Annotated in this window: 19 protein-coding genes and 1 riboswitch; of the genes, 10 read left to right on the top strand and 9 right to left on the bottom strand. The window is 44.8% G+C overall.

The window, feature by feature from the left end; genetic code table 11:
• Nucleotides 1–225: 225 nt before the first annotated feature.
• Together QT992_RS24490 and QT992_RS24485 are read right to left on the bottom strand one after the other, a co-directional pair.
• Nucleotides 226–549, bottom strand: a complete 324-nt coding sequence (locus QT992_RS24490) for a WGxxGxxG family protein (protein ID WP_190661580.1) — start codon at nt 547–549, stop codon at nt 226–228.
• A 113-nt stretch (nt 550–662) separates the two neighbouring features.
• On the bottom strand, nt 663–986 hold the full coding sequence (locus QT992_RS24485) for a WGxxGxxG family protein (protein WP_333315739.1): 324 nt from the start codon (nt 984–986) through the stop codon (nt 663–665).
• Between the two features lie 322 nt (nt 987–1,308).
• Here QT992_RS24485 and QT992_RS24480 point away from each other — a divergent pair, with 322 nt between their 5' ends.
• Nucleotides 1,309–1,953 carry a hypothetical protein gene (locus tag QT992_RS24480; protein WP_333315740.1) on the top strand — a complete coding sequence of 215 codons (645 nt, stop codon included), beginning with the start codon at nt 1,309–1,311 and terminating at the stop codon, nt 1,951–1,953.
• Nucleotides 1,954–1,973: 20 nt separating this feature from the next.
• The gene (locus QT992_RS24475; RefSeq protein ID WP_333315741.1) at nt 1,974–2,717 is read left to right on the top strand and encodes a pentapeptide repeat-containing protein; all 744 of its coding nucleotides are present in this window, start codon (nt 1,974–1,976) and stop codon (nt 2,715–2,717) included.
• Between the two features lie 307 nt (nt 2,718–3,024).
• Here QT992_RS24475 and QT992_RS24470 read toward each other — a convergent pair whose 3' ends face one another.
• On the bottom strand, nt 3,025–3,552 hold the full coding sequence (locus QT992_RS24470; protein ID WP_333322400.1) for a hypothetical protein: 528 nt from the start codon (nt 3,550–3,552) through the stop codon (nt 3,025–3,027).
• 673 nt (nt 3,553–4,225) lie between these two features.
• On the opposite strand from QT992_RS24470, the gene pyrE reads away from it, so the two are divergent.
• The 3 genes from pyrE (at nt 4,226) to QT992_RS24455 (ending at nt 7,004) form a co-directional block, all read left to right on the top strand.
• A complete protein-coding gene (gene pyrE / locus QT992_RS24465; RefSeq protein ID WP_333322402.1) occupies nt 4,226–4,801 on the top strand; it encodes an orotate phosphoribosyltransferase in 576 nt (191 codons plus the stop codon).
• A gap of 114 nt (nt 4,802–4,915) precedes the next feature.
• Nucleotides 4,916–6,202 (top strand): DNA (cytosine-5-)-methyltransferase, encoded by a 1,287-nt coding sequence (dcm, locus tag QT992_RS24460; RefSeq protein ID WP_333339355.1) that lies wholly within the window; start codon nt 4,916–4,918, stop codon nt 6,200–6,202.
• 319 nt (nt 6,203–6,521) lie between these two features.
• On the top strand, nt 6,522–7,004 hold the full coding sequence (locus tag QT992_RS24455; protein ID WP_333322406.1) for a hypothetical protein: 483 nt from the start codon (nt 6,522–6,524) through the stop codon (nt 7,002–7,004).
• A gap of 78 nt (nt 7,005–7,082) precedes the next feature.
• On the opposite strand, the gene thiC is transcribed toward QT992_RS24455, so the two are convergent.
• The 3 genes from thiC to QT992_RS24440 all read right to left on the bottom strand — a co-directional run bounded on the left by thiC (nt 7,083) and on the right by QT992_RS24440 (nt 10,239).
• Complete coding sequence (gene thiC / locus QT992_RS24450) at nt 7,083–8,456, bottom strand: phosphomethylpyrimidine synthase ThiC (RefSeq protein ID WP_333102218.1); 1,374 nt, start codon at nt 8,454–8,456, stop codon at nt 7,083–7,085.
• A gap of 7 nt (nt 8,457–8,463) precedes the next feature.
• Nucleotides 8,464–8,560, bottom strand: a riboswitch (TPP riboswitch).
• Between the two features lie 179 nt (nt 8,561–8,739).
• Nucleotides 8,740–9,558, bottom strand: a complete 819-nt coding sequence (locus tag QT992_RS24445; RefSeq protein ID WP_333322409.1) for a Uma2 family endonuclease — start codon at nt 9,556–9,558, stop codon at nt 8,740–8,742.
• Between the two features lie 120 nt (nt 9,559–9,678).
• The gene (locus QT992_RS24440; RefSeq protein ID WP_333339360.1) at nt 9,679–10,239 is read right to left on the bottom strand and encodes a Uma2 family endonuclease; all 561 of its coding nucleotides are present in this window, start codon (nt 10,237–10,239) and stop codon (nt 9,679–9,681) included.
• A 940-nt stretch (nt 10,240–11,179) separates the two neighbouring features.
• Between QT992_RS24440 and QT992_RS24435 the strand changes: the two genes are divergently transcribed.
• Both QT992_RS24435 and QT992_RS24430 read left to right on the top strand, forming a co-directional pair.
• Nucleotides 11,180–17,257 carry an AAA family ATPase gene (locus QT992_RS24435; RefSeq protein ID WP_333339362.1) on the top strand — a complete coding sequence of 2,026 codons (6,078 nt, stop codon included), beginning with the start codon at nt 11,180–11,182 and terminating at the stop codon, nt 17,255–17,257.
• Nucleotides 17,258–17,266: 9 nt separating this feature from the next.
• A complete protein-coding gene (locus QT992_RS24430) occupies nt 17,267–18,766 on the top strand; it encodes a response regulator (protein ID WP_333320863.1) in 1,500 nt (499 codons plus the stop codon).
• A 135-nt stretch (nt 18,767–18,901) separates the two neighbouring features.
• Here QT992_RS24430 and QT992_RS24425 read toward each other — a convergent pair whose 3' ends face one another.
• Both QT992_RS24425 and tnpA read right to left on the bottom strand, forming a co-directional pair.
• Nucleotides 18,902–21,052, bottom strand: coding sequence for a tetratricopeptide repeat protein (locus tag QT992_RS24425; protein ID WP_333320865.1), 2,151 nt, complete (start codon nt 21,050–21,052; stop codon nt 18,902–18,904).
• Between the two features lie 317 nt (nt 21,053–21,369).
• On the bottom strand, nt 21,370–21,777 hold the full coding sequence (gene tnpA, locus QT992_RS24420) for an IS200/IS605 family transposase (RefSeq protein WP_333320867.1): 408 nt from the start codon (nt 21,775–21,777) through the stop codon (nt 21,370–21,372).
• A gap of 79 nt (nt 21,778–21,856) precedes the next feature.
• Here tnpA and QT992_RS24415 point away from each other — a divergent pair, with 79 nt between their 5' ends.
• Complete coding sequence (locus QT992_RS24415; RefSeq protein ID WP_333320869.1) at nt 21,857–23,137, top strand: transposase; 1,281 nt, start codon at nt 21,857–21,859, stop codon at nt 23,135–23,137.
• 131 nt (nt 23,138–23,268) lie between these two features.
• On the opposite strand, the gene QT992_RS24410 is transcribed toward QT992_RS24415, so the two are convergent.
• On the bottom strand, nt 23,269–24,141 hold the full coding sequence (locus tag QT992_RS24410; RefSeq protein WP_333320871.1) for a 6-carboxytetrahydropterin synthase: 873 nt from the start codon (nt 24,139–24,141) through the stop codon (nt 23,269–23,271).
• Between the two features lie 102 nt (nt 24,142–24,243).
• Here QT992_RS24410 and QT992_RS24405 point away from each other — a divergent pair, with 102 nt between their 5' ends.
• Nucleotides 24,244–24,450, top strand: a complete 207-nt coding sequence (locus QT992_RS24405; protein ID WP_333320873.1) for a hypothetical protein — start codon at nt 24,244–24,246, stop codon at nt 24,448–24,450.
• Between the two features lie 129 nt (nt 24,451–24,579).
• Entirely contained in the window at nt 24,580–26,079 is a 1,500-nt protein-coding gene (locus QT992_RS24400) for a cyclic nucleotide-binding domain-containing protein (RefSeq protein ID WP_333339367.1), read from the top strand.
• Nucleotides 26,080–26,095 lie beyond the last annotated feature (16 nt).

Below are 26,095 nucleotides of genomic sequence, written 5' to 3'. Positions count from 1 at the left end.
TGTTCAAGGCGGTTGAAACCGCTACCGACTTTTCCCCGTGTCTAAAGCCAGGGGCTTGCGTCTCGTTTTCCGGTCAGATGTAACCAATTTAATCCTGGTTCGATCGCGCATCATCTCAAACAAAAAAACCTCACGGATGGAGGTTTTTTGATGATTATTGGCGATCGTCGGACAGGTTAAAACATCCTGTCCCTGCATAATGCCCACAGCACTAAGACTCAATTCTTAGCGGTAGTCAGTGCGCGCCGCGGGTTCGCGATCGCTCGTTGTAGTTGTATAGCGGACATTTTCTTCGCGTTTGCGGGGAATCAAACCCAACAAACCAGACAAGCCTAGCAATCCCAACCATCCCCAATCAAAATCGCGATCGGTTTCAGCATTGTAGACATCGGAGCGAGGAGTGGTGGTGGTTGTAGTGCTGTTAGTACCGGAAGTAGTGCCACCAGTTGTATCTGTCTGAGCTGAAGCAGGGAGATGAGCAGGTGCTAGGGCTAAACCAGCAGCTATAATACCTGCACCGATTGCTTTGGATAAATCAGAACGTTTCATAATTCAGCTCCTCTCTGTTGGCTAAAATCTTTAACTATCAAAACTATGTCGATCTGCAGACAGGTTAAAACATCCTGTCCCTGCATAAGACCGACAGCACTAAGACTCAATTCTTAGCGGTAGTCACTACGCACAGCGGGTTCGCGATCGGTCGTTGTAGTGGTATAGCGGACATTTTCTTCGCGTTTGCGGGGAATCAAGCCCAACAAACCAGACAAGCCTAGCAGTCCCAACCATCCCCAATCAAAATCGCGATCGGTTTCAGCATTGTAGACATCGGAGCGAGGAGTGGTGGTGGTTGTAGTGCTGTTAGTACCGGAAGTAGTGCCACCAGTTGTATCTGTCTGAGCTGAAGCAGGGAGATGAGCAGGTGCTAGGGCTAAACCAGCAGCTATAATACCTGCACCGATTGCTTTGGATAAATCAGAACGTTTCATAATTCAAATGCTCTCTGTTGGCTAAAATCTTTAACTATCACAACTATATCGATTGGCTTTTAAAGTTAAATCCACCTCTAGCAGTAAAGATGGTTATGTTCCACGTATAACTACAGATTGATATCAAATTTTTAGCAGGCGCACAAAATTAAAGATTGCTCGCGGAGGCACTCCGGCACTAGAAATCGCGGGTCTGACACCTCACTCGGTGGTGAGGCAGTGCGGCACTCTCGACAACAGACAAGGTGTTGTTGACAAAAAACGGTAAACTCAGATATTGCACAGATAAGTGTTGGAAGTCGATCGACGGAGATAAAAACTTTTGGGAATAGAGCTACGCAGCTACGTATTTCTAGACAACTTGCAGCCGCAGCACGCAGCATACATCGGCACCATCGCCGCCGGATTCTTGCCGCTGCCGGGGGATGCGTCGCTGTGGATAGAAATCTCGCCCGGTATCGAAATTAACCGAATTACCGATGTCGCCCTCAAATCCGCCTCCGTGCGCCCGGGAGTGCAGATAGTCGAACGCTTGTACGGCCTTCTGGAAGTACACTCGAGTCAGCAGGGGGAAACGCGGGCCGCAGGCAAAGCAATTCTAGAATTCATCGGACTCCGCAGAGAAGAAGGTATCAAACCGCGAGTGATTTCCAGTCAAATTATTCGCAACATTGACCCCCACCAAACACAATTAATCAACCGCACCCGCCGCGGACAGTTGCTGCTGGCGGGACAAACGCTTTACGTCTTAGAAGTAGAACCGGCGGCCTATGCAGCGCTGGCGGCCAATGAAGCAGAAAAAGGCGCATCTATTAACATCTTAGAGGTTCAGGCTGTAGGAAGTTTCGGACGGCTTTACCTCGGCGGCGCAGAACGAGATATTATAGCAGGTTCCCAGGCAGCAATTGCGGCGGTGGAAAACGTGACGGGTCGAGAAAATCCAGCAATTGTTGGTCGCAAGGAATAGCCGTTAAAGGAGATGCAATTATGGCAAATACACAGCATTTAGCGCTGTTAAAAAAAGGTGCAGTTACTTGGATTGAATGGAGAACTCTCAACCCAAATATAGAACCGGATCTCAGCGAAGCTAACCTCGCCGAAGCAAATCTCAGAGGTGCACATCTTGGGCGATCGAACCTTTTTAAAGCAGATTTGTTTAAGGCTAAATTAATTGCGGCCAACCTCGCCGAATCTAATTTTAGTTTAGCAAATCTTGCCGGAGCGCAACTGCTCGAAACTAATTTAATTAAAGCTAATTTAACTGGAACCAACCTCCGCTCTGCCGACCTCAAGGGAGCTGATTTGAGCGGTGCTAATTTAATTGGAGCTGACCTCACCGCTGCCAATCTCCAACAAACCGATTTCGCAGATGCGAATTTAATCGGTGCGGTGATGTTTCGAGTTAATGCGATGGGCGCGAACCTCAACTTTGCTAATCTCAGTCAAGCTAATCTGACTCAAGCCGAATTGATTGAAGCACATTGCTATGCAGCTAATTTCTCTAAAGCTAACCTCGGAGAATCTCACTTCACTGGAGCATATCTTTTCAGAGCCAATCTCAGTTTTGCACAGTTGAGCGCGGCAGATTTCCGGTGGGCAAACCTCGGCAAAGCTGATTTGAGAGGGGCGAATTTGACCGGGGCAAATCTTAGGGGAGCGAACTTGGCGGGAGCTAATCTGGGCGAAGCTATTTTGAAAGGAACAATCATGCCTGACGGCAGCATTGTGTGATAAATATTGGATAATATTTATTCCTCTAAAATAACCGCGATAGTTAAAAAAAAGCCAGTGGCGCGTTTACCGAAAGCATTGCCAAAACATTAATTTTTGGGGCTGGTTGAGGTTTTCTCTAAGGCTCGCGAATTAAATAACTTACAATTTTAATTGTTATTGTGGGATGGGCGTCCCGCCCGTCCTTTTTGGACGGGCGGGACGCCCATCCCACAAACTTGTGGAAGTTATTTAATTCTCATTCCTAAAATACAAATCCAAGATTGAGTAAACCCGCCTCGGCTCAAAACTCGCAACTGTCGATCGATTAATTTTTGCCAGGGGGCGATACTTGATAAAGTCCTCTAACGGGCCCTGCCTCAGTCGGTGAACCTTCCTGCTGTGTTGGAAGTGTAAACTGATCTTGGAGTCCGGCGGGAGTAGGGAAACAGCCGCTCGGTTGAGCTGCTAGCTGGCAAGCTGCAGGCAGTGCCATGATTGAGGCATCGAAGGGATTAACTGCATCTGGAACGCGGAGAATCGGGTCGCTGGAAACCTGTCGCTGCATTACTCGGCGGTAGAGGCCGTTGACGCGGCTAGCATCCCTCTCCATTTCTTTTTCGGGAAAGGCAACCACGCCGCTGGGGGAACCGATGCCTAAATAGTCGCCCAAGTAACCTTGCAAGCTGACGTTGTGGTAAAAGTCTCCTGAAGCTTCAAAGTATTGTCGGTTGAAGTCGTCGGCAATCGGGTGAAATCGCTCTGTTTGTGCTTGAGCTGGTTTGACGGATGCCAGCGCGGCAGAGGCGACAGCGAGAATCAACGCGCCGCTCAGGCTTTTTAACTTTTGACTCATATATTTGGGCCTCCTTAATTAATTCCGATTCCACTTTGACACTCCCTGACCTAAAGGAGAGGGATTCTTAATTCAGCGACTGACCTTAAAATGTTGCGTCCTTTCGGCAATCCTTAAACTTTTCAACCGTGCAATTGCACCAATTGACGAGCTTAACTCACAACCACCCCAGAGGGTCTATCTCCAAAAGCGTACTAGGATACGAACCTAGAGTTCGGGTGTGCCCCACCCTACGGGAATTGAAACAAATTATTGATTTTCTGGTGCGTGAGAATGCGTTGATTCCCCAGCTCTGTTTTACAAGGTTTTCGCTACCCTTCTTTTTGCTTTTAAAAAGCTTTCAGGTTCGAGGGTGCCGACTAAAAGCCGCTTCACAACCGCCCACCTTGGGAATTACAACCATGTCTATTCTATCAAAAAGCCGTCAAGCGATTTTAGATTTTAGATTTTAGATTTTAGAATTGAAGCATTGACTTGCGCGAGATAAATACGTTCGGCAAGTTTCATCGGAGACAGGTTTTTTATTTCACCGGTCCTGAGTTGGCGCGTTGGAATGAATCCGGGGGCTTTTATCCTGGATGCCTTCGGTCAAGCGAAGGACGGGATTTTCAACCCAATTTTTTGATAAACTGATTATCGGCGGATTATTTGTGTTTTTTACAGGGTGTGAGTTATGGATGCTGCGGATTTGAAGGTGTTGCGCGATCGACTTCTCGATTTGTTGTGCGAGTTTGCCTATCGCGAAGGCGATTTTGTGCTGTCTTCGGGGCAGAAAAGTTCTTATTACATTAACTGCAAACCGGTGACGCTGCACGCTGAAGGTGCTTTGGCAACGGGACGTTTGCTGTTGTCGATGCTGTCGTCGGAGGTGCAAGCTGTGGGCGGTTTGACTTTGGGTGCTGACCCGATTGTAACTGCGGTAAGCGTGGTTTCGGCTCTGGAAGGTCGATCGATTCCGGCGCTAATTGTCAGAAAGGAGACGAAGGGACACGGGACAATGGCTTATATTGAGGGGCCGCTGTTGCCAGAGGGCACGAATGTGGCGGTTTTGGAGGATGTGGTGACGACGGGTAAGTCGGCGATGCAGGCGGTGGAACGGTTGCGGGCGGCTGGTTATAAGGTCGATCGCGTGTTGTCGCTGATTGACAGGGAGCAAGGTGGTGCCCAGTTTTATCAATCTGTTGGATTAGAGTTTGAAACAGTTTTTACGATTAAGGATCTTCAAAAGTGGATGGCTAGCAAAAAATAGGCAAAAGTGCGATGCCCCTCGTTACTAGGTTCTACCTGGTAACGCAGATGCTTTCGCTCTGCCTCATGTTAAAAATGGTGCAAGATATCAATCTTAACCAGCCAGTTTAATGCTATGAAAACCCTCCGTTTTATTGACTTATTCTCAGGAATAGGCGGCATGAGATTAGGGTTTGAATCCGCCGCTCGTTCCTTGAATCTGGAAACAGAATGCGTATTAAGCAGCGAAATCAATCCCGACGCTCAATTAGTTTACCAGAAAAACTTTGCCGACACACCTTTAGGCGACATCCGATTAATTGACAAACTGCCTGAACATGAAATTTTACTAGCGGGATTTCCTTGTCAGTCTTTCTCCTATGCTGGCAAAAAAGAGGGCTTTGGAGACACCAGAGGCACCCTATTTTTTGAGATTGCAAGGTTAATTGATACCTTTAAACCTCAAGCATTTATTTTCGAGAACGTGCGGGGGCTTGTCAGCCACGACGGCGGCAGAACCCTCGAAACTATTAAGGGCGAAATCAAAAGCCGAGGTTACAGCTTCGATTATTTTTTGCTAAACAGCTCTAACTTTAGCTTACCTCAGAACCGCGTCCGAGTTTACCTAGTAGGAATTTTAAATGCTTCGCCCCAATTTAAGCTAATTTCCGACGTAGGCCCAAAAGATTCGCATTCCTCTAGTCATCAACAGCTATCGTTCTTTTCCCCGTTAAGTCAACCTGTCACACTTGCAGATATTTTGGAAGACAATCCAGAACCAAAATATGATTGTTCGCCAGAATTTGTTAATGCGTTGAAACAAATAGTTAACAATGATTTCAGTCGCTTGCACGGTAGGCGGCTAATTGACTATCGCGGCGGCAATTCGATTCATTCTTGGGAACTGGGTTTGCGAGGCGAGTGCAGTTTAGACGAAATTGAATTAATGAATCTTTTTATCTTGAAAAGGCGCAATAAAGAATTTGGCGCTGACCAAGATGGCAAGCTATTAACTAAAGAGCAAATAGCTACTTTTTTTCCTCATCCCAATCTCGATGAGATGCTGTCTTCCTTGGTAACAAAAAAGTACCTGCAACGGAACAACAATCAATACAAACCTGTATCCGGTAACTTTTCCTTTGAAGTCTATAAATTTCTAGATCCGCAGAAAATTTCTGTAACAATAGTTGCCAGTGATGCTAATAGATTAGGAGTTTACTCTCATAACCGAGTCCGCAGGATTACTCCCCGCGAGGCGGCGCGGCTACAAGGTTTTTCAGATAGTTTTATTTTGCATCCTAATGATGATAAAGCTTATCATCAACTGGGTAATAGTGTAAGTATTAATGTAGTTAAAGCTGTTGCTCTAGAAGTTATCCAGAATGTTTTGTGCTCTACCAAACAAAAAGTTAGCGCCTGGTGAATTGGGAAGGGCGGGCGGAGTGTTTCGGCTCACCCTAGCAACTAGCTTTGCGCTACAGGTTCCTTAGCCAAAAACTTCTCTAATTCCGTCCAAGCATCGACATCAACCTTAGATCGGTGTTTTATTGGGTGGGATTAGAAACTATCTCGGCTCTAATTTTATCAAAATCAGCTCAGGTACTTGAAGCACAAGGGAAAATAAAGTTTTCGGTGCTAAACAAGCGCAAGCTTTCAGGTTCAGAATCTCTACCAATCGGCTGATTTTAGCAGAGGGAAGTTATAACCTGAGTGAGATATTAACTAGAGAAGACTGTTTTAAAATGTTAGATGACGCGCAAGGAGAAGCAGTAATGATTTTACCTGCATCTATTAAAAGGAAATGGAAACTACTGGCAACAGCCTTTATTTGTCCTCTGACACTAATTGGTGTTGGCATTCAGCAACAACCGCTTCAAGCACAACAAAATCCATCTAAGACTAATGTTGCTGCTTTGCCAGATGGTATTTACCTGTACGGGGATTCGCCACAGCCCAACCAAGTTCTTCAAAACTATATCGTGTTTCAACGCCAGAACGATCGCGTCGTTGGTGCAATCTACGCGCCGCGATCGGACTTTGCGTGCTTCACTGGTAAAATTCAGGGAAATACACTGTACGGGAAGGCAATCTCAGCCGGAAAAGTTCAAACAATTGAAGTCAATACTCAGCTAACAAATCTGCATTCTATCCGCACAATTAGCTCAAACGATCGCCGCATTCTTTCAACGTGCCAAGATACAGCGCGATCTAACATATCCCGGTAAATCTTTTACTTAGCTCAAATGGTGCATGAGGCTGGCGGTGCGTTACACGGCGTTAACGCACCCTACGAATTAATCCAATTAGCTTTGGGCTACAGGTTCCTTAGCCAAAAACTTCTCTAATTCCGTCAAAGCATCGGCATCCACCTTAGTCTGCATCGGACAGAACTTAGGGCCGCACATCGAACAGAATTCAGCAGTTTTGTAGATATCCGCCGGCAAAGTTTCGTCGTGATATTCCTTTGCCCGTTCTGGATCTAATGACAGCTCAAATTGACGGTTCCAATCGAAATTGTAACGCGCTTTCGAGAGTTCATCATCGCGATCGCGCGCACCCGGACGGCCCCGTGCAATATCTGCAGCGTGAGCCGCGATTTTGTAAGCAATCAGCCCGTTTCGGACATCCTCAGCATTCGGCAACCCTAAGTGTTCCTTCGGCGTCACGTAACACAGCATTGCAGTACCGTACCAACCAGCCATCGCGGCCCCAATTGCTGAGGTAATGTGGTCGTACCCAGGCGCAATATCTGTCACCAACGGCCCCAAAACATAGAAGGGTGCTTCCGAACATTCCTCCATTTGTTTCTTGACATTAAACTCAATTTGATCCATCGGCACGTGGCCGGGGCCTTCCACCATTACCTGCACATCATGTTCCCAAGCTTTGCGAGTTAATTGTCCCAAAGTTTTGAGTTCAGCTAATTGAGCATCATCCGACGCATCGTGAGTGCAACCGGGGCGCAAAGAATCTCCCAAACTAAACGAAACATCGTATTTTTTGAAGATTTCAATGATGTCGTTAAAGTGAGTGTAGAGAGGATTTTGTTTGTGATGATGCAGCATCCACCGCGCCAAAATGCCGCCGCCGCGAGAGACAATCCCAGTCAACCGATTTTTTACCAACGGCAAATGCTCGATCAAAATTCCGGCGTGAATAGTTTGGTAATCAACACCTTGTTGAGCGTGTTTGTCAATGATGTGAAGAAAGTCATTCGGCGTCAGACTTTCCATATTACCATGAACGCTTTCTAAAGCTTGGTAAATTGGTACAGTACCGATCGGCACTGGTGAAGCTTTGATAATCGTAGTGCGAATTTCATCCAAATTCCCGCCGCCGGTGGACAAGTCCATCACGGTATCAGCGCCGTATTTCACTGCTAGTTTAAGCTTGTCAACTTCTTCTTCCATATTGGAAGAGTTGGGAGATGCACCGATATTAGCATTGACTTTGCATTTAGACGCAATGCCGATCGCCATCGGTTCCAAATTCGGGTGATTGATGTTAGCGGGAATAATCATCCGTCCCCGCGCTACTTCCGCGCGGATAAGTTCGGGCGGGAGATTTTCTCGCTTAGCAACAAAGTGCATTTCCTCAGTAATTACACCTTGGCGGGCGTAGTGCATTTGAGATACATTGCTTTGGCCCTGACGCTTAGCGATCCATTCGGTACGCATATTTAATTTCCTTGATAAACAGCTTCCCTCCGCTGGTATTACCCAGACTCAGGTTCTAAGGGTGTTTTCTCAGCCCGGATATTCGGGCACCCCTAGCTAAGCTGTTGATTGTATCACCGATTTCTGTGCGCCACGGCGGCAACTAAGGAAATCTTAATATTGAGAGATAGATGAGGGGAGCGAGATCCCTTTTGGGGCTTCTGATATTTCTGCTGTTTAAAAAGTACACGCCACCGAAGCTATCCCGAAGGGAATCGCACCCCATTTAACAACCTAAAAACAATCACACCTCATCAGGATTAATCCCCATTTCGCGCAATTTTGCTGCTAGGCGATCGGCGCGTTGTTTTTCTTCCTCCGCGCGAAGGCGTTCTTCTTCAGCGCGAAGGCGTTCTCGTTCCGCCCGCAGGCTTTCTTGTTGAGCACGTTCCTCTCCAATTAACAGCAAATTTCCTTCACTATCCCACCAACGCAACCAAGGCAAATTCATCTCATCATATTCACCTTGCCAAATTCCCAACTCAACTCCAAGCTGAGGAATCGGATAGCAACCCCGCTCATTTGCACTCATTAGCTGATAGCGATTATCCTCTAAATGATACATTTCTACAGCCGCTTTTTTCACTTCATAAATGCCGTAGTAAGGCACGCGAATCGCCTGTTCGTAAACCCAAAATTTGCCCACCTTTTGTTCTTCGGCTTGACCTGGTTCGGGCGGTGGCGTTCTGTCTCGCTCTTCTGCACCGTTCCCCGACACAAATTCCAGTACAATCAGCGGTGCAACGTATTCTTTCCACAATACATAAGAACGTCGCACCTCACCATTTAATAGTGGGGGAACATTCGGCACATAAAACCAATCTGGCGCTTCTGCACCGCGTTCGAGAGGGTCAGTTAAACGCCAATAAATCCCACAATCTTGACCGATACGATAGCGTCCGTCAGGATGAATTCGTTGCAATACTGGTCGGAGTGAATCAGTGAGAATAATGCTTTGAGGAAGTTCTTGAAAGTTTTTCACAAAAGTACCGTCCGACTCGGGTAATTCAGTGTGGTCTGGGAGATGGGTGACTTCCAATTCAAATGATTTGGCAATAGTCATAAAACTTGCGCTGATTTGAGGAATTAAACTTATTATAGTAGAATGAATAAGGAAGAAGCGAAATTTGGCTAATTACAAGCCCCCGGTAAATCAGTAAAATTTAATCATCAAAAAGTCAGCCTAACCCAATATAAAATCAACGCTCACTTCTAAATCAGGAAAAGCCAGCGGCGCAACTTGTTGACCGCGCCAAAACTTGAGCATTAAACTATAACCGTTCGGGCCCGGCTGACGGTAGACTTCCAAACAATTTTCTACTAAATCTACCAGCCAAACTTCCTGAATGAGCGATCGCGCGTAAATGGATACTTTCACATCTCTGTCATAATCAACCGTACTATCTGAAACCTCAACTAACAGCAAAACTTCAGACGGTACTGGATGGGCTGTGGCGTAGTAATCAGCACGAGGTTCCAGCAATACAACATCCGGTTGAGGTTCAGTGTACTCCGTCAACTGGATAGGGTCTTGGACACCCAAAATAGCAAGATTTTGTGGAATCACGCTAAAACTGCGGATCAGTCGTCGCACACAACTTGCGTGACGAGTACCAATTGCAGCCATTTTAACAATCTCTCCTTCTATGAGTTCTACCCGATCGCCCTCGGAGAGAATACCCGCCTCAGTCATCAAATGATATTCTTTTACTGTAAATAACCGTTTTTGAAGCTGAACAGACATATAACTATTCTCCTTGTTTGCAGCTTACCTAAATTTACCATAAAAAAAACCGCCCCAAACAGATAATGTACTTCCTTGTAGATATTGAATCCTGCTGGTTATGGCAATTACTTCTCTAATTTCTCTACAGTTTCACTATTAATTATTCTTGCTCTTCCCGAACAGGGTTTTTGGGATAATAATTATTTCATTACCCCTTGACGATAGCTAGACAATCATCTTTCATTGCAGGCTAGGTACGATGTTTCCCGACGCGCACAGAAGAAGACGATACAGTTTGTACCGTTTGGGCTTTGGGCCAATACAGAGATTGCTGTTGTTCTTGTCGGTGAGCATCTTTAACTCTGAGCGAGAAGAGCTTTCAGTTCTGATTCTGTTTCCCACATTTCAATCTTGACAACTCCTGACATTTTCGCTCTTTATATTTGGGTAGTAACTCACAAAAAGAACATCTACTAACTGTAGCACTTTTTTAGAAACTTGGTATAATTATTGAAACTCATTTGAAGCTTTGTGAATTTATTTTTTTATTATTTTTAACATTGTTAAATATTCTTTACTGATTGATACAAAAATATAATTAAATGATATTGATTTGAGTGCAATCCGATGGAGCCAAGGAGAGTAAAAGCCAATAAATAAATAAATTACACTTTATTAACTTTTAATATGTTTTAATATTTTTAGTGCATCCTAGATAGATCGGCATAGTCCGCTAAAAGCAAGCATAGCCTTTCTAAGATAGTGAACTTTTGGCGGTAGAAAAAGCCATTCTGACTCGCTGCCCTTGGCTCCTCTACGCTTTGTAGAAAAGTCCGGGCAAAAACTAAGCTAACTTTTGTTGAGTAAATTACTATGTTAGAATCAGCTCTAACAATAATTAAGTTTTAAAACCGGCCTGAACCTCACGCTCAATTCCCTTGCGATCGCTAGAATAACAATGACTATCAACTTAGCTGGCTATCAATTCGTTGAAACCCTCCACAGCGGGATCAGAACTTCAGTCGATCGCGCTCGCAAGGATTCGGACTTGTCCAGCGCGATCGTCAAAACGCTAAAGGCTGAGTATCCCACTCTTTCTGACATCACCCGCTTGCGACACGAATATCAAATTCTGCACAGCTTGAACGTAGAAGCGATCGTCAAAGCCATTAGTTTAGAAAGCTATAAAAACGGTTTAGCACTAATATTAGAAGATTCAGGCTCCGAGTCTCTCAACGATTGGATGAAGCGGAAAAAACTCACAATCATTCAATTTCTTTCTTTGGGTCTCCAGCTTGTCTCGGCATTAGCAGAAATCCATAAACATAACATTATTCATAAAGATGTAAAGCCACAAAATATTATCATCAACCCAGGCACTGAAAAAGTTAAAATTATTGATTTCAGCATCGCTTCGCGCCTGGAACGAGAAAATTCGACCCTCAGCCATCCAGATTTGCTCGAAGGCACACTCGCCTATATGTCGCCCGAACAAACTGGACGGATGAATCGGTCAATTGACTACCGCACTGATTTTTATTCACTAGGCGTTACCTTCTATGAAATGCTCACAGGCGAGTTGCCCTTTAATTCCACAGACCCGCTGGAATTGGTACACAGCCATATTGCCAAAACTCCCATTCCCCCTCACCAGCTAAATCCTGAAATCCCACCACAAATTTCAGCGATTGCGATGAAGTTATTAGCTAAAAATGCTGAAGACCGCTACCAAAGCACTGAGGGACTAAAATTTGACTTAGAAACTTGCTTGGTAAAACTACAGGCTAGCGGATATATTTCCAATTTTGTTGTTGGAAGTGCGGATAAAGCAGGGCAATTAAATATACCGCAAAAGCTCTACGGTCGCGACCAAGAAATTGAAAAAATTCTAGAAACTTTCGATCGCGTTGCCAGTGGCACCACCGAATTAATGCTGGTTTCCGGTTATTCCGGGATAGGCAAAACAGTTTTGGTCAATGAAGTTCACAAACCCATTGTGCGGCAACGAGGTTATTTTATTGCGGGGAAATTTGACCAGTTCAAGCGCAATATTCCTTATGCTTCCCTGATTCAAGCATTCCAATCCTTAACTCAGCAACTTCTAACCGAAGGCGAAGTAGAAATCCAAACTTGGAAAGAAAAACTGTTATCCGCTTTAGGCGATAACGGACAAGTCATCATTGATGTTATCCCTGAAGTCGAATTAATTATTGGCAAACAGCCACCCGTAGCTGAGCTAGGGGCAACTGAAGCTCAAAACCGTTTCAGTCGCGTCTTTAAACAATTCATTGGCGTATTTACGACTATTGACCATCCCTTAGTTATCTTCCTAGATGACTTGCAGTGGGCGGATTCGGCATCGTTGAAATTAATTGAATTGCTAATAACTGATTCTGATAGCAACTATTTATTGCTGATTGGGGCATATCGAGATAACGAAGTTTTTCCCACGCATCCGACGATGCAAACGATTGACAAAATTCGCCAAACTGGTGCGACGGTGAATAATATTGTCCTTCAACCATTACACCTGGTTCATGTCGAAGAATTAATTGCGGATACTTTAAATGAATCTGGCGGTTCGGAATCCCTGTCTGTAAAGACGCGAAATTTCGCGTCTCTACTTTTTAATAAAACGCAGGGCAATCCTTTCTTCTTAAGTCAACTCCTCAAAACTCTCTATCAAGAAGATTTGTTGACTTATAACTTCACCCCCCTAATCCCCCCTTCCCAAGGGGGGACAAAGGGGGGTTGGCAATGGAATATTGAGCAAATTCAAGCGATCGGCATCACCGATTACAATGTTGTCGAACTGATTGCTAGAAACATACGCAAATTGCCCGACTATACACAAAAAGTATTAAAATTTGCTGCTTGTATTGGCAACACTTTTAACTTAGAAGTTTTGGCGATTGTCAATCAGGAATCATCCTTAATCACGGCGGCGCAATTGTGGGAAGCACTTCAAGCTGGGTTGATTTTAGCTTTGAGCAATGAATACAAAATTCCCCTCGTATTTAGTCAGGAACAATCGGGCGGTTTTAGCTTAACTGATGTGAAGGTTGACTACAAGTTTTTACATGACCGAGTGCAGCAAGCTGCCTATTCTTTGATTCCAGATGAGCAGAAAAAAGAAACCCACTTAAAAATCGGTCAACTGCTGCTGCAAAGTACAACGCCAGAAGACCGAAAAGAAAATATTTTCGCTTTAGTTAACCAACTCAATTATGGTACTGACTTACTTACCACTGAATCCCAAAAATATGAACTAGCCGAATTGAATCTGATTGCAGGTCAGAAAGCGAAAGCTGCTACAGCCCACGATTCCGCCGTCAAATATTTGCAAGTAGGTTTATCTCTGCTAGCGGTAGATAGCTGGGAGAATCGGTATGAACTGACATTAAGTCTGCATGAGGAAGCAGCAGAATCAGCATATTTGAGTGGTGATTTTGACCGAATGCAGAGATTCGTTGAGATAGTACAAAACTGCGCCAAAACGCTATTGGACATAGTAAAAGTGTACGAAGTCCAGATTCAAGCTTATATGGCGCAGAACAAGCTGCTCGAAGCATTGAATACGGGGCTGCAAGTCTTAAAGCAGTTGGAGGTAGAGTTTCCCGACTCGCCAAACCCATCTGATATTGGACAGGCGCTGGGGGAAACTGCGGCAATTTTGAGCGGAACCCGAATTGAGGACTTAATCGAGCTCCCTGAAATGACCGATCCTTATCAATTAGCAGCGATCAGGATTTTGTCAAGTATATTTTCTGCTTGCTATTCTGGGATGCCCGTACTGGTGCCTTTAACAGTGTGCAAACAGGTCAATTTATCCGTTCAATATGGCAATGCTTCTGTGTCTCCTTTTGCATATGCGGTATACAGTCTTCTTCTTTGCGGGGCGGTAGGAGATATTGAGCGGGGCTATGAGTTCGGTCAATTAGCTTTACGTCTAGTGTCAAAGTTAAATGCCAAAGAAATCGAAGCCAAGACTTGCCACTTAGTGTATGCTGCCGTTCAACATTGGAAAGAACACGTCCGAAATACCTTAGAACCTTTCCTGTCAGCTTTCTCTGGCGGGCTAGAAACTGGAGATTTAGAATATGCTGGCTATGCCGTCATGGTGTGGAGTCATTACTCGTTTTTTGTTGGCAAGCAACTAATGCAACTCGAACGAGAGATAGCAACTTATACAGATGCCCTTCATAAAATTAGCCAAGAAACAGCGCTTAATAATACCAATATTTGTTGGCAAGCCGTCTTAAATATGATGGAAAAAAGCCAAAATTTAGGCCATTTAAAGGGGGAAGCTTACGACGAAGACAAAATGCTGCCGCTATATCAGCAAACTAACAACCAACTGGCAATTCATTACTTATACTTGCACAAACTTGCGCTTTGTTATGTGTTTGATAATTACGCGGAAGCTTTAAAAAATATCCCTCAAGTAGAAAGTTCTTTCGGAGCATCTACAGGGCAGCTAACTGTTGTTATCTTCTATTTCTACGATTCTCTAGTACGGCTAGCTGTGTATTCTGAAACTTCGCAGTCCGAGCAACACGACATTCTTAACCGAGTACAAGCTAATCAAGAAAAATTGCAAAAATGGGCATATTATGCCCCAATGAATCATTTGCATAAATTCTATTTAGTCGAGGCTGAAAAGCATCGGGTTTTAGGGGAAAAATTAGAGGCGATCGAGATGTACGATCGCGCGATCGCTCTGGCCAAAGAAAACGAGTACATCAACGAAGAAGCACTAGCTCACGAACTCGCTGCTAAATTCTATTTTTCCTGGGGTAAAGAAAAGATTGCCCGCAATTACATGACCGATGCTTATTATGCCTATATGCGCTGGGGAGCTTTAGCTAAAGTTAAACATCTCGAAGAAAAATACCCGCAATTAATAGCGCGATCGCCTGCAGTCACGGAAACCCCTTTCAACCCTACGATGACAATTGCTCCTTTGACCATTTCAGGCGGTCAAACAGAGTTGCTAGACTTGGCAACTGTAATGAAAGCATCTAGTGCCATTTCTAGCGAAATTGTTCTACCTAACTTGCTCATCAAGTTAATGAATATTTTGATAGAAAACGCAGGCGCTGAAACAGGCTCGCTTATTCTCTCAAAAGAGGGTCAACTTGTTATAGAAGCGGCGGGGACTAAAGATCAAGTGCGAGTCCTAGAATCTTTACCAGTATCAACTTCTGGGCTAGTGCCTATCTCCGTACTTAATTACGTCACCAGAACTCATAAAGATGTCGTTTTAAATGATTCGGGCCTTGATGATATCTTTAACGCCGACCCCTACATTGCCCAACACAAACCAAAATCAATTTTGTGTGCGCCTATCCTATCTCAAGGTAAGTTAAGTGCCATCCTGTACCTAGAAAACAACGTGATTGCGGGCGCTTTCACCCCGAAGCGGGTAGAAGTGTTGCGGATGCTATCGGGACAAGCTGCGATCGCCTTAGAAAATGCCAACCTCTATCACACTTTAGAAGTCAAAGTAGAAGAGCGAACCGAGGAATTAAAAGCCAAAAATACGCGCCTAGAAGTAGAAATTCAAGAGAGACAGCGAGCCGAGCAAGCCGCCGAAGCAGCCAACCGCGCCAAGAGCCAATTTCTCGCCAACATGAGCCACGAACTTCGCACACCGCTCAATGGCATTTTAGGTTATACCCAAATCCTCAAACGAGACACAGATTTAACCAGTCAGCAAATTTCTGGTATTAACATCATTCATCAGTGTGGCGAACACCTCCTAACTCTAATCAATGACGTTCTAGACCTCTCCAAAATCGAAGCCGGAAAAATGGAACTCTACCTCACCGAGTTTCACCTGTCAGACTTTCTCCAAGGCATTACTGAAATCTGCCAGATTCGCGCCCAACAGAAGGGAATCTCTTTGATTTACGAACCGCTAACTCGACTTCCCACTTGCGTCCAAGCCGATGAAAAAAGATTGCGGCAAATTCTCATCAACTTACTCGGTAATGCCATAAAATTCACCGAAAAAGGAGGCGTTAGTTTTAAAGTAGACAGACTGGAGACTCAGCAATCTTTGTCATCACCAATCCCCAATCCCCAATCCCTAACAGCGAAATTTATTTTCCAAGTAGAAGATACAGGCATTGGCATCGCGCCGGACGAACTCTCAAAAATATTTTTGCCCTTCGAGCAAGCCAGCGGTTCAGATCGCCAGATAGAGGGAACAGGATTAGGGCTGCCAATTAGTCGCCAATTAGTGGAGATGATGGGCGGCGAACTGAAAGTACAAAGCTCTTTAGGTAAAGGCAGTATTTTCTGGTTTGAGTTAGAGTTGCCTATTACCGAAAGTTGGGAAAGGGATCAAAAAGAACCTCCTGAAAAAATTATCAGGAGTTTCTCAGGCGAGCGGCGGAAAATTTTAGTGGTTGACGATCGCTGGCAAAATCGATCTGTCCTAGTTAATCTTTTAGCTCCCATTGGGTTTGAATTAATGGAGGCAACGGACGGTCTAGACTGCGTGAATAAAGCGCTGTTATTTAAACCGGACTGTATTATAATTGACTTAGTAATGCCAGTCATGGACGGCTTTGAAGCGGTGAGGCGGATCAGAAAAATCCCTGCATTGAAGGATGCGATCGCGATCGGAACTTCTGCTAGCATTTTATCCGGCGATTCCCACAGCATTTTCCAGGCTGGTTGCAACGCTTTTCTGCTCAAACCAATTCTGGCAGAAAAGTTATTAGAATGCTTGGGCAACCATTTAGGTTTAGAATGGATTTATGAGGAGCGAACAACTTTCAGTTCAGAAGGTATCTTCACCGAACTCCCTTCCCAAATCCAAGACCAACCACTGATTGCTCCCCCTTCGGAAGAAGTTGCAGTCCTGTTCGATTTAGCCATGAAAGGTGAACTCCTCAGTATTGAGCAGCGAGCCAGCAAGCTGAAGGCAATAGATATGCGTTATGCACCTTTTGCCAATCAGTTGCTTGAATTAAGCAAAAACTTTGAAGAAGACAAATTAGTAGAATTTGTTCAACAGTTTAGATGAGGACTAAAAATGACTAGGGAATCTTTAGACAGAGGAACCATTTTAATTGTGGATGATACGCCCACTAATCTGGGTTCAGTATTGGATTTTTTGACCGCATCTGGCTTCACTGTTTGGGTAGCTCGCAGTGGGTATAGCGCTCTCAAAAAAGTGCAATATTGCCAGCCGGATTTAATTTTGTTGGATGTTCTGATGCCAGAGATGGACGGATTTAAAACCTGTCAAAATCTGAAAGCGAATGACTTAACTAAAGATATCCCAGTCATTTTTATGACCGCGCTGGACGATACAGAAAGCAAAGTCCAAGGCTTTAACGTGGGGGGAGTTGATTATATCACTAAGCCCCTTCAACACGAAGAAGTTTTAGCTCGCGCTATCACGCACCTGAATCTGCGAAATCTAACTAAAAAGCTTCAGGCGCAAATTGTCGAGCGCGAGCGAGCGCAAGCCGACCTACAAGTTTTGGCACAAGAGCTAGAGACGCGAGTAGAACAGCGCACCGCTGAACTTTCCCAAACGAATGAACGCCTCAAGCAGGAGGCTGCTGAACGCAAGCTCGCAGAAGCAGCTTTGCAAGCATCGGAAGCGCGAGAGCGGCACAAAGCCCTACAGCTCGAAAATTCCCTGCACGAACTCAAGCACGTGCAAAGCCAGCTCATTCAGAGCGAAAAAATGTCCGGGCTAGGCCAACTCGTAGCTGGCGTAGCTCATGAAATCAATAATCCAATTAATTTTATTTATGGAAATCTTTCCTATGCTCTGGAATATTCAAAAGCTTTGGTCACTATCCTTGACCTCTACGAAAAGCACTATCCTCATCCGCCTCAAGATATACAAGCAGAAATCGTGGCAAGCGAGCTAAATTATCTCAAAGACGACTTGCCTAAATTGTTCAAATCTATGTACTTAGGAGCCGATCGCATCCGCGAAATCGTTTTATCTTTGCGCCTCTTCGCACGGCAAGAAGGATATGAAATGAGAGCGGTCAACCTTCACGAAGGCATGGACAGCACGCTGATGATTTTACAGAGCCGGCTAAAATTTAACTCAGACCGCCCCTCGATTGAAGTGGTGCGGGACTATTGCCCAAACCTGCCCGAAGTGGACTGTTATGGGGGAGAAATGAATCAGGTATTTATGAATATACTTGCAAATGCGATCGATGCTATTGACGAGTGGAACACGCAGAGATCGCTAGAAGAAATTAAAGCGAATCCTAGCGTGATTCGGATTAGCACAGAAATAACCAGCAACAATTATGTAGCTGTCCGAATTGTGGACAATGGGCCAGGGATCTCGGAAGAGGTTCGTCGCCACGTATTTAACCCGTTTTTTACGACAAAACCCCCCGGTAAGGGCACAGGGATTGGGTTGTCGATTAGCTGGCAAATTGTAGTGGAAAAACACCGGGGAAGCTTGGGGTGTATTTCTGCACCAGGCGGGGGAACAGAGTTTACTATTGAGATTCCGATTCGGCAGGAGTCTCCTGTCTTGTCGCTGTCAGCTTGATATAATGTCGGGTATCTTCATCCATCATTGTGCGCTGTGATGGGGAATCGCGGGGTTTCTGCGATTGCCCATCACAGCGCACAATTACCAACAAGAAAATTCGGGTGCCCGCGTAGCGGTGTATGTAACACCTAACTAACTGTCCGAAGATTCATCGGATTGTGGCTGTTTCTGAGTATCTTTTTCCCCGGCAATAAATCCTTCTGTATCCTGCTTTAATTCTGATACAAGTGCGCCTCGATCGCGCCAAGCTTCGGCATTTTCTGGTTTGATGGCAATAGCTCGATCGTAAGCTGCCATTGCTTCCTCATAGCGCTTTAATTCTGACAAAGCTGTACCCAAGTGGTGCCAAGCATCGTAGGAGTCAGGCTTAATAGCAATCGCTTTCTCATAAGCTGCGATCGCTTCTTCATGGCGCTGCAATTTGGTCAAAGATTCGCCTTTACCAAACCAAGCTTCGTAACACTCTGAATTAAGGGTAATTGCTGATTCGTAAGAGGCAATTGCTGCTTCGTGCTGCGACAGTTTCTCGAAAGCTACGCCTCGGTTGTGCCACACTTCAAAATCCTGCGGTTTAAGGGCTATTGCTTTGTCGTAGGATTCGATCGATTCTTGATATCGCTGCAATTTTCCGAGCACAGCAGCTCTATTGTACCAAACTTCGTATTTATCCGGCCGGATGCCGATCGCCCGATCGTAAGAATCAATAGCATCACTGTAGCCCAGGAGTCTCCACAGCATATTGCCTCGATTGTACCAAGTTTCGTATCTGTTGGGATTGAGTTCAAGAGCGCGATCGTAAGATTCGACTGCTGCTGCGTACTGCTGTATTTTGCCCAGCATCGCACCTCGGTTGTGCCAAATTTCGCTGTCGGTTGCTTTGATAGCGAGGGCGCGATCGTAACTGGCGATCGCTTCTTCGTAATGCTGCAATTGACCCAACAAAGCCGCTATACTGTGCCAACAAGCGTATTTTCGGGATTCGCTCGAACTTGCTCGCTCGTAACAGGCGATCGCCTCTTCGTACTTCTGCAATTTGGCCAGCAAACTCGCTTTACTATACCATGCTTCGTAGTTATCCGGTTTAATTAATATTGCTTGGTCGTAACAGGCGAGTGCTTCTTCCATGCGCTGCAATTTTACTAACACATTTCCGCGCCAATACCAAGCCTCATGCAAAAATTTATTCGCTAAAACAGCTTTTTCCAAGCAGACTAATGCTTCATCATAATTGCCTTGAAAATAAAGCCCTTCGGCTTGCTTGATATAATCGTCAGCAATCAATTTTTCGTCGTTAGCAGGTGCAGTTTTCGATTTTTGGGAATTGTTTAAGGCCGGTTGAGGTGCGATTTTGAGAGCTTCTTTGGCAACAACTGCGGGAACTTGGGAAATTTCTTGAACAATTTGATATTTTTTCTCGTCAACTTCTTTCAGCAAAACTTGCAGGTGCATGATAAATTGAGATTTGAGAGTCTCAATTTGCTCGACGGAAGATTTGGAAAGTTCAGTTTCTCTAGTTAAAAAATCAAGGGATTGTTTAGCTGCACCCATTTGCGCTTCTAATTCATCCTTTAACTTTTGAGTCAGTTGGCTAGAATTTCTGAGCTCGGACTCCAATACACCAATGCCCTGCAATCGTTTATTGGCATCAGCAACCAACTGTTTGATTATCAGCCGTCGCATCATCCAAAAAAATGCAATTGTCACTGGTGGAAATACAGTACCAAGAATTAGCAAAATATTGAGCAGAGTTATGGTACTGTTAAAACCATATCCAGATTCAGCACTGCCACTAGACGGGGAGATAAAAGCGAAAACCTCGCGAACTTGAGGATTGCTTTCAGCCCCGGTTTCGATTAATTTAGCCAGCCAGGTTTCTTGTAAAGATTTTGTTAGTTCATCGCCGGATGCAGCAGGAGTATTCGCCTTGCTTTTTGCACTAGGAGATACATCGGGTTGAGCGGCCGCTACCAGCAAACCTGTCGGCGATTTGACAGCAATTCGCGGGGAAAATTGTTCGTGAGCGATCGTCTCAGGCTCGCTAATTGGCTCAGCCCGACGGGATACGGTAATATTTGGGGAAAATTGTTCGTGGGCGATCGTCTCAGGCTCGCTAATTGACTCAGCCGGACGCGATTCAGTATTATTTACGGCATCAACAAAGTTGCTAGCTTGCGGTGTCTCAGGAGAAATAGGAGGTGCAGCAGGATTGGCGCTAGTATTAGCAGTTAAATTGTGGGATGCGAGGGCAGCCAGACTCAAGAGAGCTAGATTAGAGACGCGCATAAACGTCAACTCATTTAGGAGAAATTAGTGCTTAGTTGTCAGCGATCGGGCGATCGACCTCATAGTCTCAGCAGTTAGAATAGCTGGCATGAGGAATGCTGACTTACTATCTCCAAAATACGGGCGGAGTCTGACTTTTCAGGAAAAGTGCCAATAATTCTGGCTGTGGAACTTTTTTGAAAAAATATATTCTCGTGCCTAATCCGGTTGAATAACCCTCGGAATCATCATAAAAATTCATACGGGATGCGGGAAACTCAGCGGCTTTAGCCCGCTCGTGGGAAGCGACACGGGGACTGAAGTCCCCGTTTTCTTTCTTAATTAGCAGAATGATGTGGATCTTCGATGTATTTTTTAACGACTTCACTACTAATATTACCAGCGGTACTAACAAAATAGCTGCTCGTCCATAAAGACGGCAGCTTTTTTAGTTCTGGAAATTCAGCCCTTAAATCATGACTAGAGCGCCCCTTGAAGGATTTAACAACTAATGCGGGTGTATCCATCGGCTTAACCGCCACGAATAAATGTACGTGATCTGGTGCTACTTCCAACGCTAAAATATCCCAGCCTTTCTCGATTGAAAGCGCTAAAAATATTTCACGCAGTCTAGTCGCTAGGCCGCCGACCAGAACTTTCTTTCGGCGTTTGGGGATAAACACAAAATGGTAATTAAGCAAGAACTTGACGTGGTTGTGAGTCTGATACTCTGGAAGTGGCAACATAAAGTTTTGTTGTTATGAGTTGACTTGTCCACTATACTCGTCCAAGCTAAACAAATCAACTAAGTTTTAGGAAAAAGGGTTGGCTAAAGTTAAAAAAACAATGGGAGTACAGCAAGTATTACTGTCTCCCACCAAAGAAGTTGAAGCCGTGTTGCAGTATCTCTGTCGGCAATCCGGTAAGTTGTACAATAGCGCCGTTTATTTCGCTCGCCAGACGTTTTTCAAGACTGGAAAACTACTGACTGGAAAATTCGACTTGTCTTTTGAGTCGTCAGTTTCTAAGTCGATGGTTGCCAAGTCGTTACCTTCGACACCCATGCAGCAAACTTTGATGTCGGTAGCGGAAGCGTTTAAGAGTTTCAAAGAGCTGAAAGTCTTACACGGTGAAGGTAAATTGCATTTTAGACCTAAACCTCCGGGCTACCTAACAGGTTCTAAGTTGTTCAAAGTTGCCTACCCAAATTCGGGAGGATTAAAGCCAGCGCTTGTCGGTAATCAGTTGCGATTTTCTCTGGGTTTGACAGTACGACGCTGGTTTGGGATTTCTGAAATTTTTCTCCCTATGCCATCAAACATTGATTGCTCAAAAGTTAAAGAATTTACAATCCTTCCCAAAAATGGCGCTTTCTACTTGGAAATGTCTTACGAATTAGAATGCCAGCAGCATAATTTAGATTACAATCAAGCGCTATCAATCGATTTGGGAACTGCTGACAATTTGGCAGCTTGCGTTGATACACTCGGAAATTCTTTCTTGATTGATGCTCGCGACATGAAGGCGATGAACCAGTTATGGAATAAGAAAGTAGCGACCAGGAAAGAAGAAAAGCCCACGGGGTATTGGGATAGCTGGCTAGACCGCGTAACTCGCAAACGCAATCACCAAATGCGTAATGGCATTAATAAAGCTGCAAAGTTAATCGTTGACCATTGCTTGAAACACGGTATCGGTAATCTAGTAATTGGATGGAATCAAGGGTTTAAGTCTAATGCCGATATGGGTAAATTGAACAATCAAAAGTTTGTTCAGATGCCTTTGGGTAAATTGAAAGACCGACTCAGCCAATTGTGCAATTTGCACGGCATTAAGTTCACGGAAACAGAGGAAGCATACAGTTCCAAAGCTAGCTTTCTTGATGGAGACTCCCTACCCAGATATGGTGAAAAACCGCCTGGGTGGAAAGCATCTGGAAAACGAATCAAACGTGGATTGTATCGCTCAGCCGATGGAACTATAATTAACGCAGACTTAAACGGTGCGGGCAATATTATAAGAAAAGTAGCCAGTAAGTTAGGTGTAAAACTTGACCGACTGAGTAGACGGTGCTTGACCACCGTAGCGAGAATCAGACTTTGGTAATAACTAAAGTTATTCTGTCAGCAAAATCTCAGTGGCTTCAGCCCTGAGAGTGTCAATAGGCTGGTAGGGCCGGGTTCACCAATCTGCACAATTAGCCAAAGATCCGGGTGAACCAGACCCGATTTTTAGCTCTAAACCTTAGCTAAAACCGCTTCCGGCTGCTGACTTTGTGCCGCCACTTCTTCTAAATCCGCGCCAAAAATTTCACAGCTATTATTTGGACTTTCAATCAGCTTAATCTTGTGCAACTGGGCGCCCAATTCCCGAACGGGCGATCGCAACAATTGCCCGATCCGAACAGCAATATTCTCCGCAGTCGGCACAACGTTCTCAAAATAAGCAATATCCTTATTTAAAAAAGTGTGATCGAAGGGTTCAACAACATAATCGTCAATGGCTTTTTGTAAAGCTCCCAAATCAGCAATCATGCCAGTCCGCGCATCAATTTCCCCTTTAACAGTCACCTCTAAATGATAGTTGTGACCGTGACCGTTGGGACGAGCACATTTGCCGTAAATTTCCGAGTTTTCTTCAAAGCTCAAATCGGGACGAGCCAACCGATGGGCGGCGCTAAAATGAGTGGACAAAGTTAGATAAGCTTCCATTCCGTTTCCTAAATATTCAGCCCAAAGTTCGGGATGTTCAAACAATTGAATTTTGCTCACAGGTAAATGAGGGGCTAGCCGCAGCCAAATTTGCCGTGCTATGTTTTCGGTAGTTGGCAGAGTCTGCTCAAATTCCGGCCACGCTTCGTTGAGAAAGGAAAAATCGAGATCCTTGGTAACTTCCCGTTTGATGACGTGCTTGACATCAGACAGGTTGAGCACCATGCCGTACTCGTCGAGTTCGCCTATCATGGAAACGTAAAGGACGTAATTGTGTCCGTGTCCCGGTGCGCGGGCAGTTGGGCCAAACCGCTCAAAGTTCTCGGCTTCGCTCAACTCCGGCAGCCAGTACCGGTGACTCGCCGAAAACTGTGCCCGACGATTGATGATGCACTGCATAAAAGTCAAGTAGGGTAAGCTTGTTAAGTTCTGTAAAGGACTCGCTTCTTAAGGATAAACTAATTTTTGCTGGAATTTTTCAATAATTTGAGGGTGCTGTAAATGAATTTCTACCAATTTTCCCAATATTGGCAACAAGTGGTCGATCGAGCCGCCGGGCCATTTTACGCCACAACACAGATATCCGGCAGAAAATACCGCTACAAAACAGTTTCTCGCCATCAGTTGCTAACCCATCAGTTACCAGCCTTTGAGAAAGTGCGTGAAACGGATCTATCCCGAACGCGCGAAGCGGGCCCGTTGCGGTAGGGAATGGACCTTTTTTGCAACACAGGGCACTCCACAGTTCGAGTTTTTCGCCTAAGCTCTGCAATAGTTAGCAGTTGGCGGTTCAGTTGCGCTCAAAACTAATCACCAATTACCCCTTACCAAATATTAATGAATTGGATTACTTCACGAGCCGATCGCTTTTTTGAAAATTGGTCGGGTGCGATGACAACCCCCCTCTTCTATATCGGGGACGCTCATCTGTCCATCAGTGCGATCGTCCAACTGATAGTTTTAGCTATATTTGCCTTCATTCTAGCTAAGATTATCAGTGAAGGAATCAAGCGCAGCCTGCTAGTTCGGATGGGATTGGATCGCGGCAGTCGAGAAGCAATTTCCACCATCATTAGCTATATTTTAGCAACGCTTGGCTGTATATTCGTCCTGCAAAGTGCCGGCATCAACCTCACTTCTCTCACCGTCTTAGCTGGCGTTGTCGGCCTTGGTTTCGGCTTCGGCTTGCAAAATCTCGCCAGCAACTTTATCAGCGGTCTCACCCTGCTATTCGAGCACCAAATTAGAGTCGGAGACTTTATTGAAATAGACAAATTATTAGGAACAGTAGAAACAATTTCGATCCGCTCTACAATTATTAAAACAATTGACGGTTTATTTGTAATTATACCAAACATTAAGTTTGTCGAAACTAACATTATTAACTGGAGTTACAAAGACCCCAGATGCCGCATCCACATCCCCGTCGGCGTTGCTTACGGCTCTGACCCAGTAATAGTTACGGAAGCGCTATTAATTGCGGCGCGGATGGAATCGAATGTCTTATCCCATCCTTCTCCTAAAGTATGGTTTTGCGGTTTTGGAGATAACGCTTTAAATTTTGAACTTTTAGTTTGGATTGACCAGCCACAGGAAAGCGATGCTATTAAAAGTGCAGTGAATTTTTTAATAGATTACGAATTTCGCCACCGAAATATCGAAATTCCCTTTCCACAGCGGGATTTGTGGCTGCGAAACCCCCAAGAGTTAACTCAACTTTTTCACCATAACAAAGACGATAATTCCAACGGCAAACTTTTTCCGCAGAAGGCCACACATTCTACAGAACTAAAATCTAATTCCACCGTTCATGACCATAAAAAGTCAGGGCCTAAATCCCCTAATAATTGGACGCTGCGAGATTTGTTGCGGCGAGTAACTTATTTTGAACAGTGTACGGATTTAGAACTGCGACAGTTAATTGAATACGGCTACCGACAACTGTTTCCAGCGGGACAGGTTGTATGTAAAGAAAATGACCCTGGCGATTCTTTTTATATTATTCTTTCGGGTACTGTAGAAGTTCTTTCTCAAAAAGCCGATCAGTATATTGCTACGCTTCATGAGGGCGAGTTTTTTGGGGAAATATCTTTGCTGTTGGGAACTCCGAGAACGGCAACTGTTAAAACTAGCGAAGATGCAATTTTGTTTGTGGTGGAACGCCACGACTTGCAAAAACTTTTAATAGAACAGCCGAACTTAGCCGATCAGATTGCTCAAAAATTGTCGGAACGCCAGCAAGCTTTGAGAGATTTGGGATTGTTAGATGGCGACTCTCTGGGACAAACTCCTTTTATTAAAATTCGCAAGCGAATTCAAGTTCTTTTTGGAATTTGAAAGAAGGAAGTTCGGC

Origin of the sequence: Microcoleus sp. T3_D1, from assembly GCF_036700405.1 — a bacterium.
Lineage (GTDB): Bacteria > Cyanobacteriota > Cyanobacteriia > Cyanobacteriales > Microcoleaceae > Microcoleus.
Note: the sequence above shows the minus strand (reverse complement) of the source record. Positions and strands in the feature narration are given on the sequence as shown.

Coding starts and splice junctions, on each gene's coding strand:
- QT992_RS24490 (WP_190661580.1), bottom strand. CDS start 549: ATGAAACGTTCTGATTTATCCAAAGCAATCGGTGCAGGTATTATAGCT.
- QT992_RS24485 (WP_333315739.1), bottom strand. CDS start 986: ATGAAACGTTCTGATTTATCCAAAGCAATCGGTGCAGGTATTATAGCT.
- QT992_RS24475 (WP_333315741.1), top strand. CDS start 1,974: ATGGCAAATACACAGCATTTAGCGCTGTTAAAAAAAGGTGCAGTTACT.
- QT992_RS24470 (WP_333322400.1), bottom strand. CDS start 3,552: ATGAGTCAAAAGTTAAAAAGCCTGAGCGGCGCGTTGATTCTCGCTGTC.
- pyrE (WP_333322402.1), top strand. CDS start 4,226: ATGGATGCTGCGGATTTGAAGGTGTTGCGCGATCGACTTCTCGATTTG.
- dcm (WP_333339355.1), top strand. CDS start 4,916: ATGAAAACCCTCCGTTTTATTGACTTATTCTCAGGAATAGGCGGCATG.
- QT992_RS24455 (WP_333322406.1), top strand. CDS start 6,522: ATGTTAGATGACGCGCAAGGAGAAGCAGTAATGATTTTACCTGCATCT.
- thiC (WP_333102218.1), bottom strand. CDS start 8,456: ATGCGTACCGAATGGATCGCTAAGCGTCAGGGCCAAAGCAATGTATCT.
- QT992_RS24445 (WP_333322409.1), bottom strand. CDS start 9,558: ATGACTATTGCCAAATCATTTGAATTGGAAGTCACCCATCTCCCAGAC.
- QT992_RS24440 (WP_333339360.1), bottom strand. CDS start 10,239: ATGTCTGTTCAGCTTCAAAAACGGTTATTTACAGTAAAAGAATATCAT.
- QT992_RS24435 (WP_333339362.1), top strand. CDS start 11,180: ATGACTATCAACTTAGCTGGCTATCAATTCGTTGAAACCCTCCACAGC.
- QT992_RS24430 (WP_333320863.1), top strand. CDS start 17,267: ATGACTAGGGAATCTTTAGACAGAGGAACCATTTTAATTGTGGATGAT.
- QT992_RS24425 (WP_333320865.1), bottom strand. CDS start 21,052: ATGCGCGTCTCTAATCTAGCTCTCTTGAGTCTGGCTGCCCTCGCATCC.
- tnpA (WP_333320867.1), bottom strand. CDS start 21,777: ATGTTGCCACTTCCAGAGTATCAGACTCACAACCACGTCAAGTTCTTG.
- QT992_RS24410 (WP_333320871.1), bottom strand. CDS start 24,141: ATGCAGTGCATCATCAATCGTCGGGCACAGTTTTCGGCGAGTCACCGG.
- QT992_RS24405 (WP_333320873.1), top strand. CDS start 24,244: ATGAATTTCTACCAATTTTCCCAATATTGGCAACAAGTGGTCGATCGA.
- QT992_RS24400 (WP_333339367.1), top strand. CDS start 24,580: ATGAATTGGATTACTTCACGAGCCGATCGCTTTTTTGAAAATTGGTCG.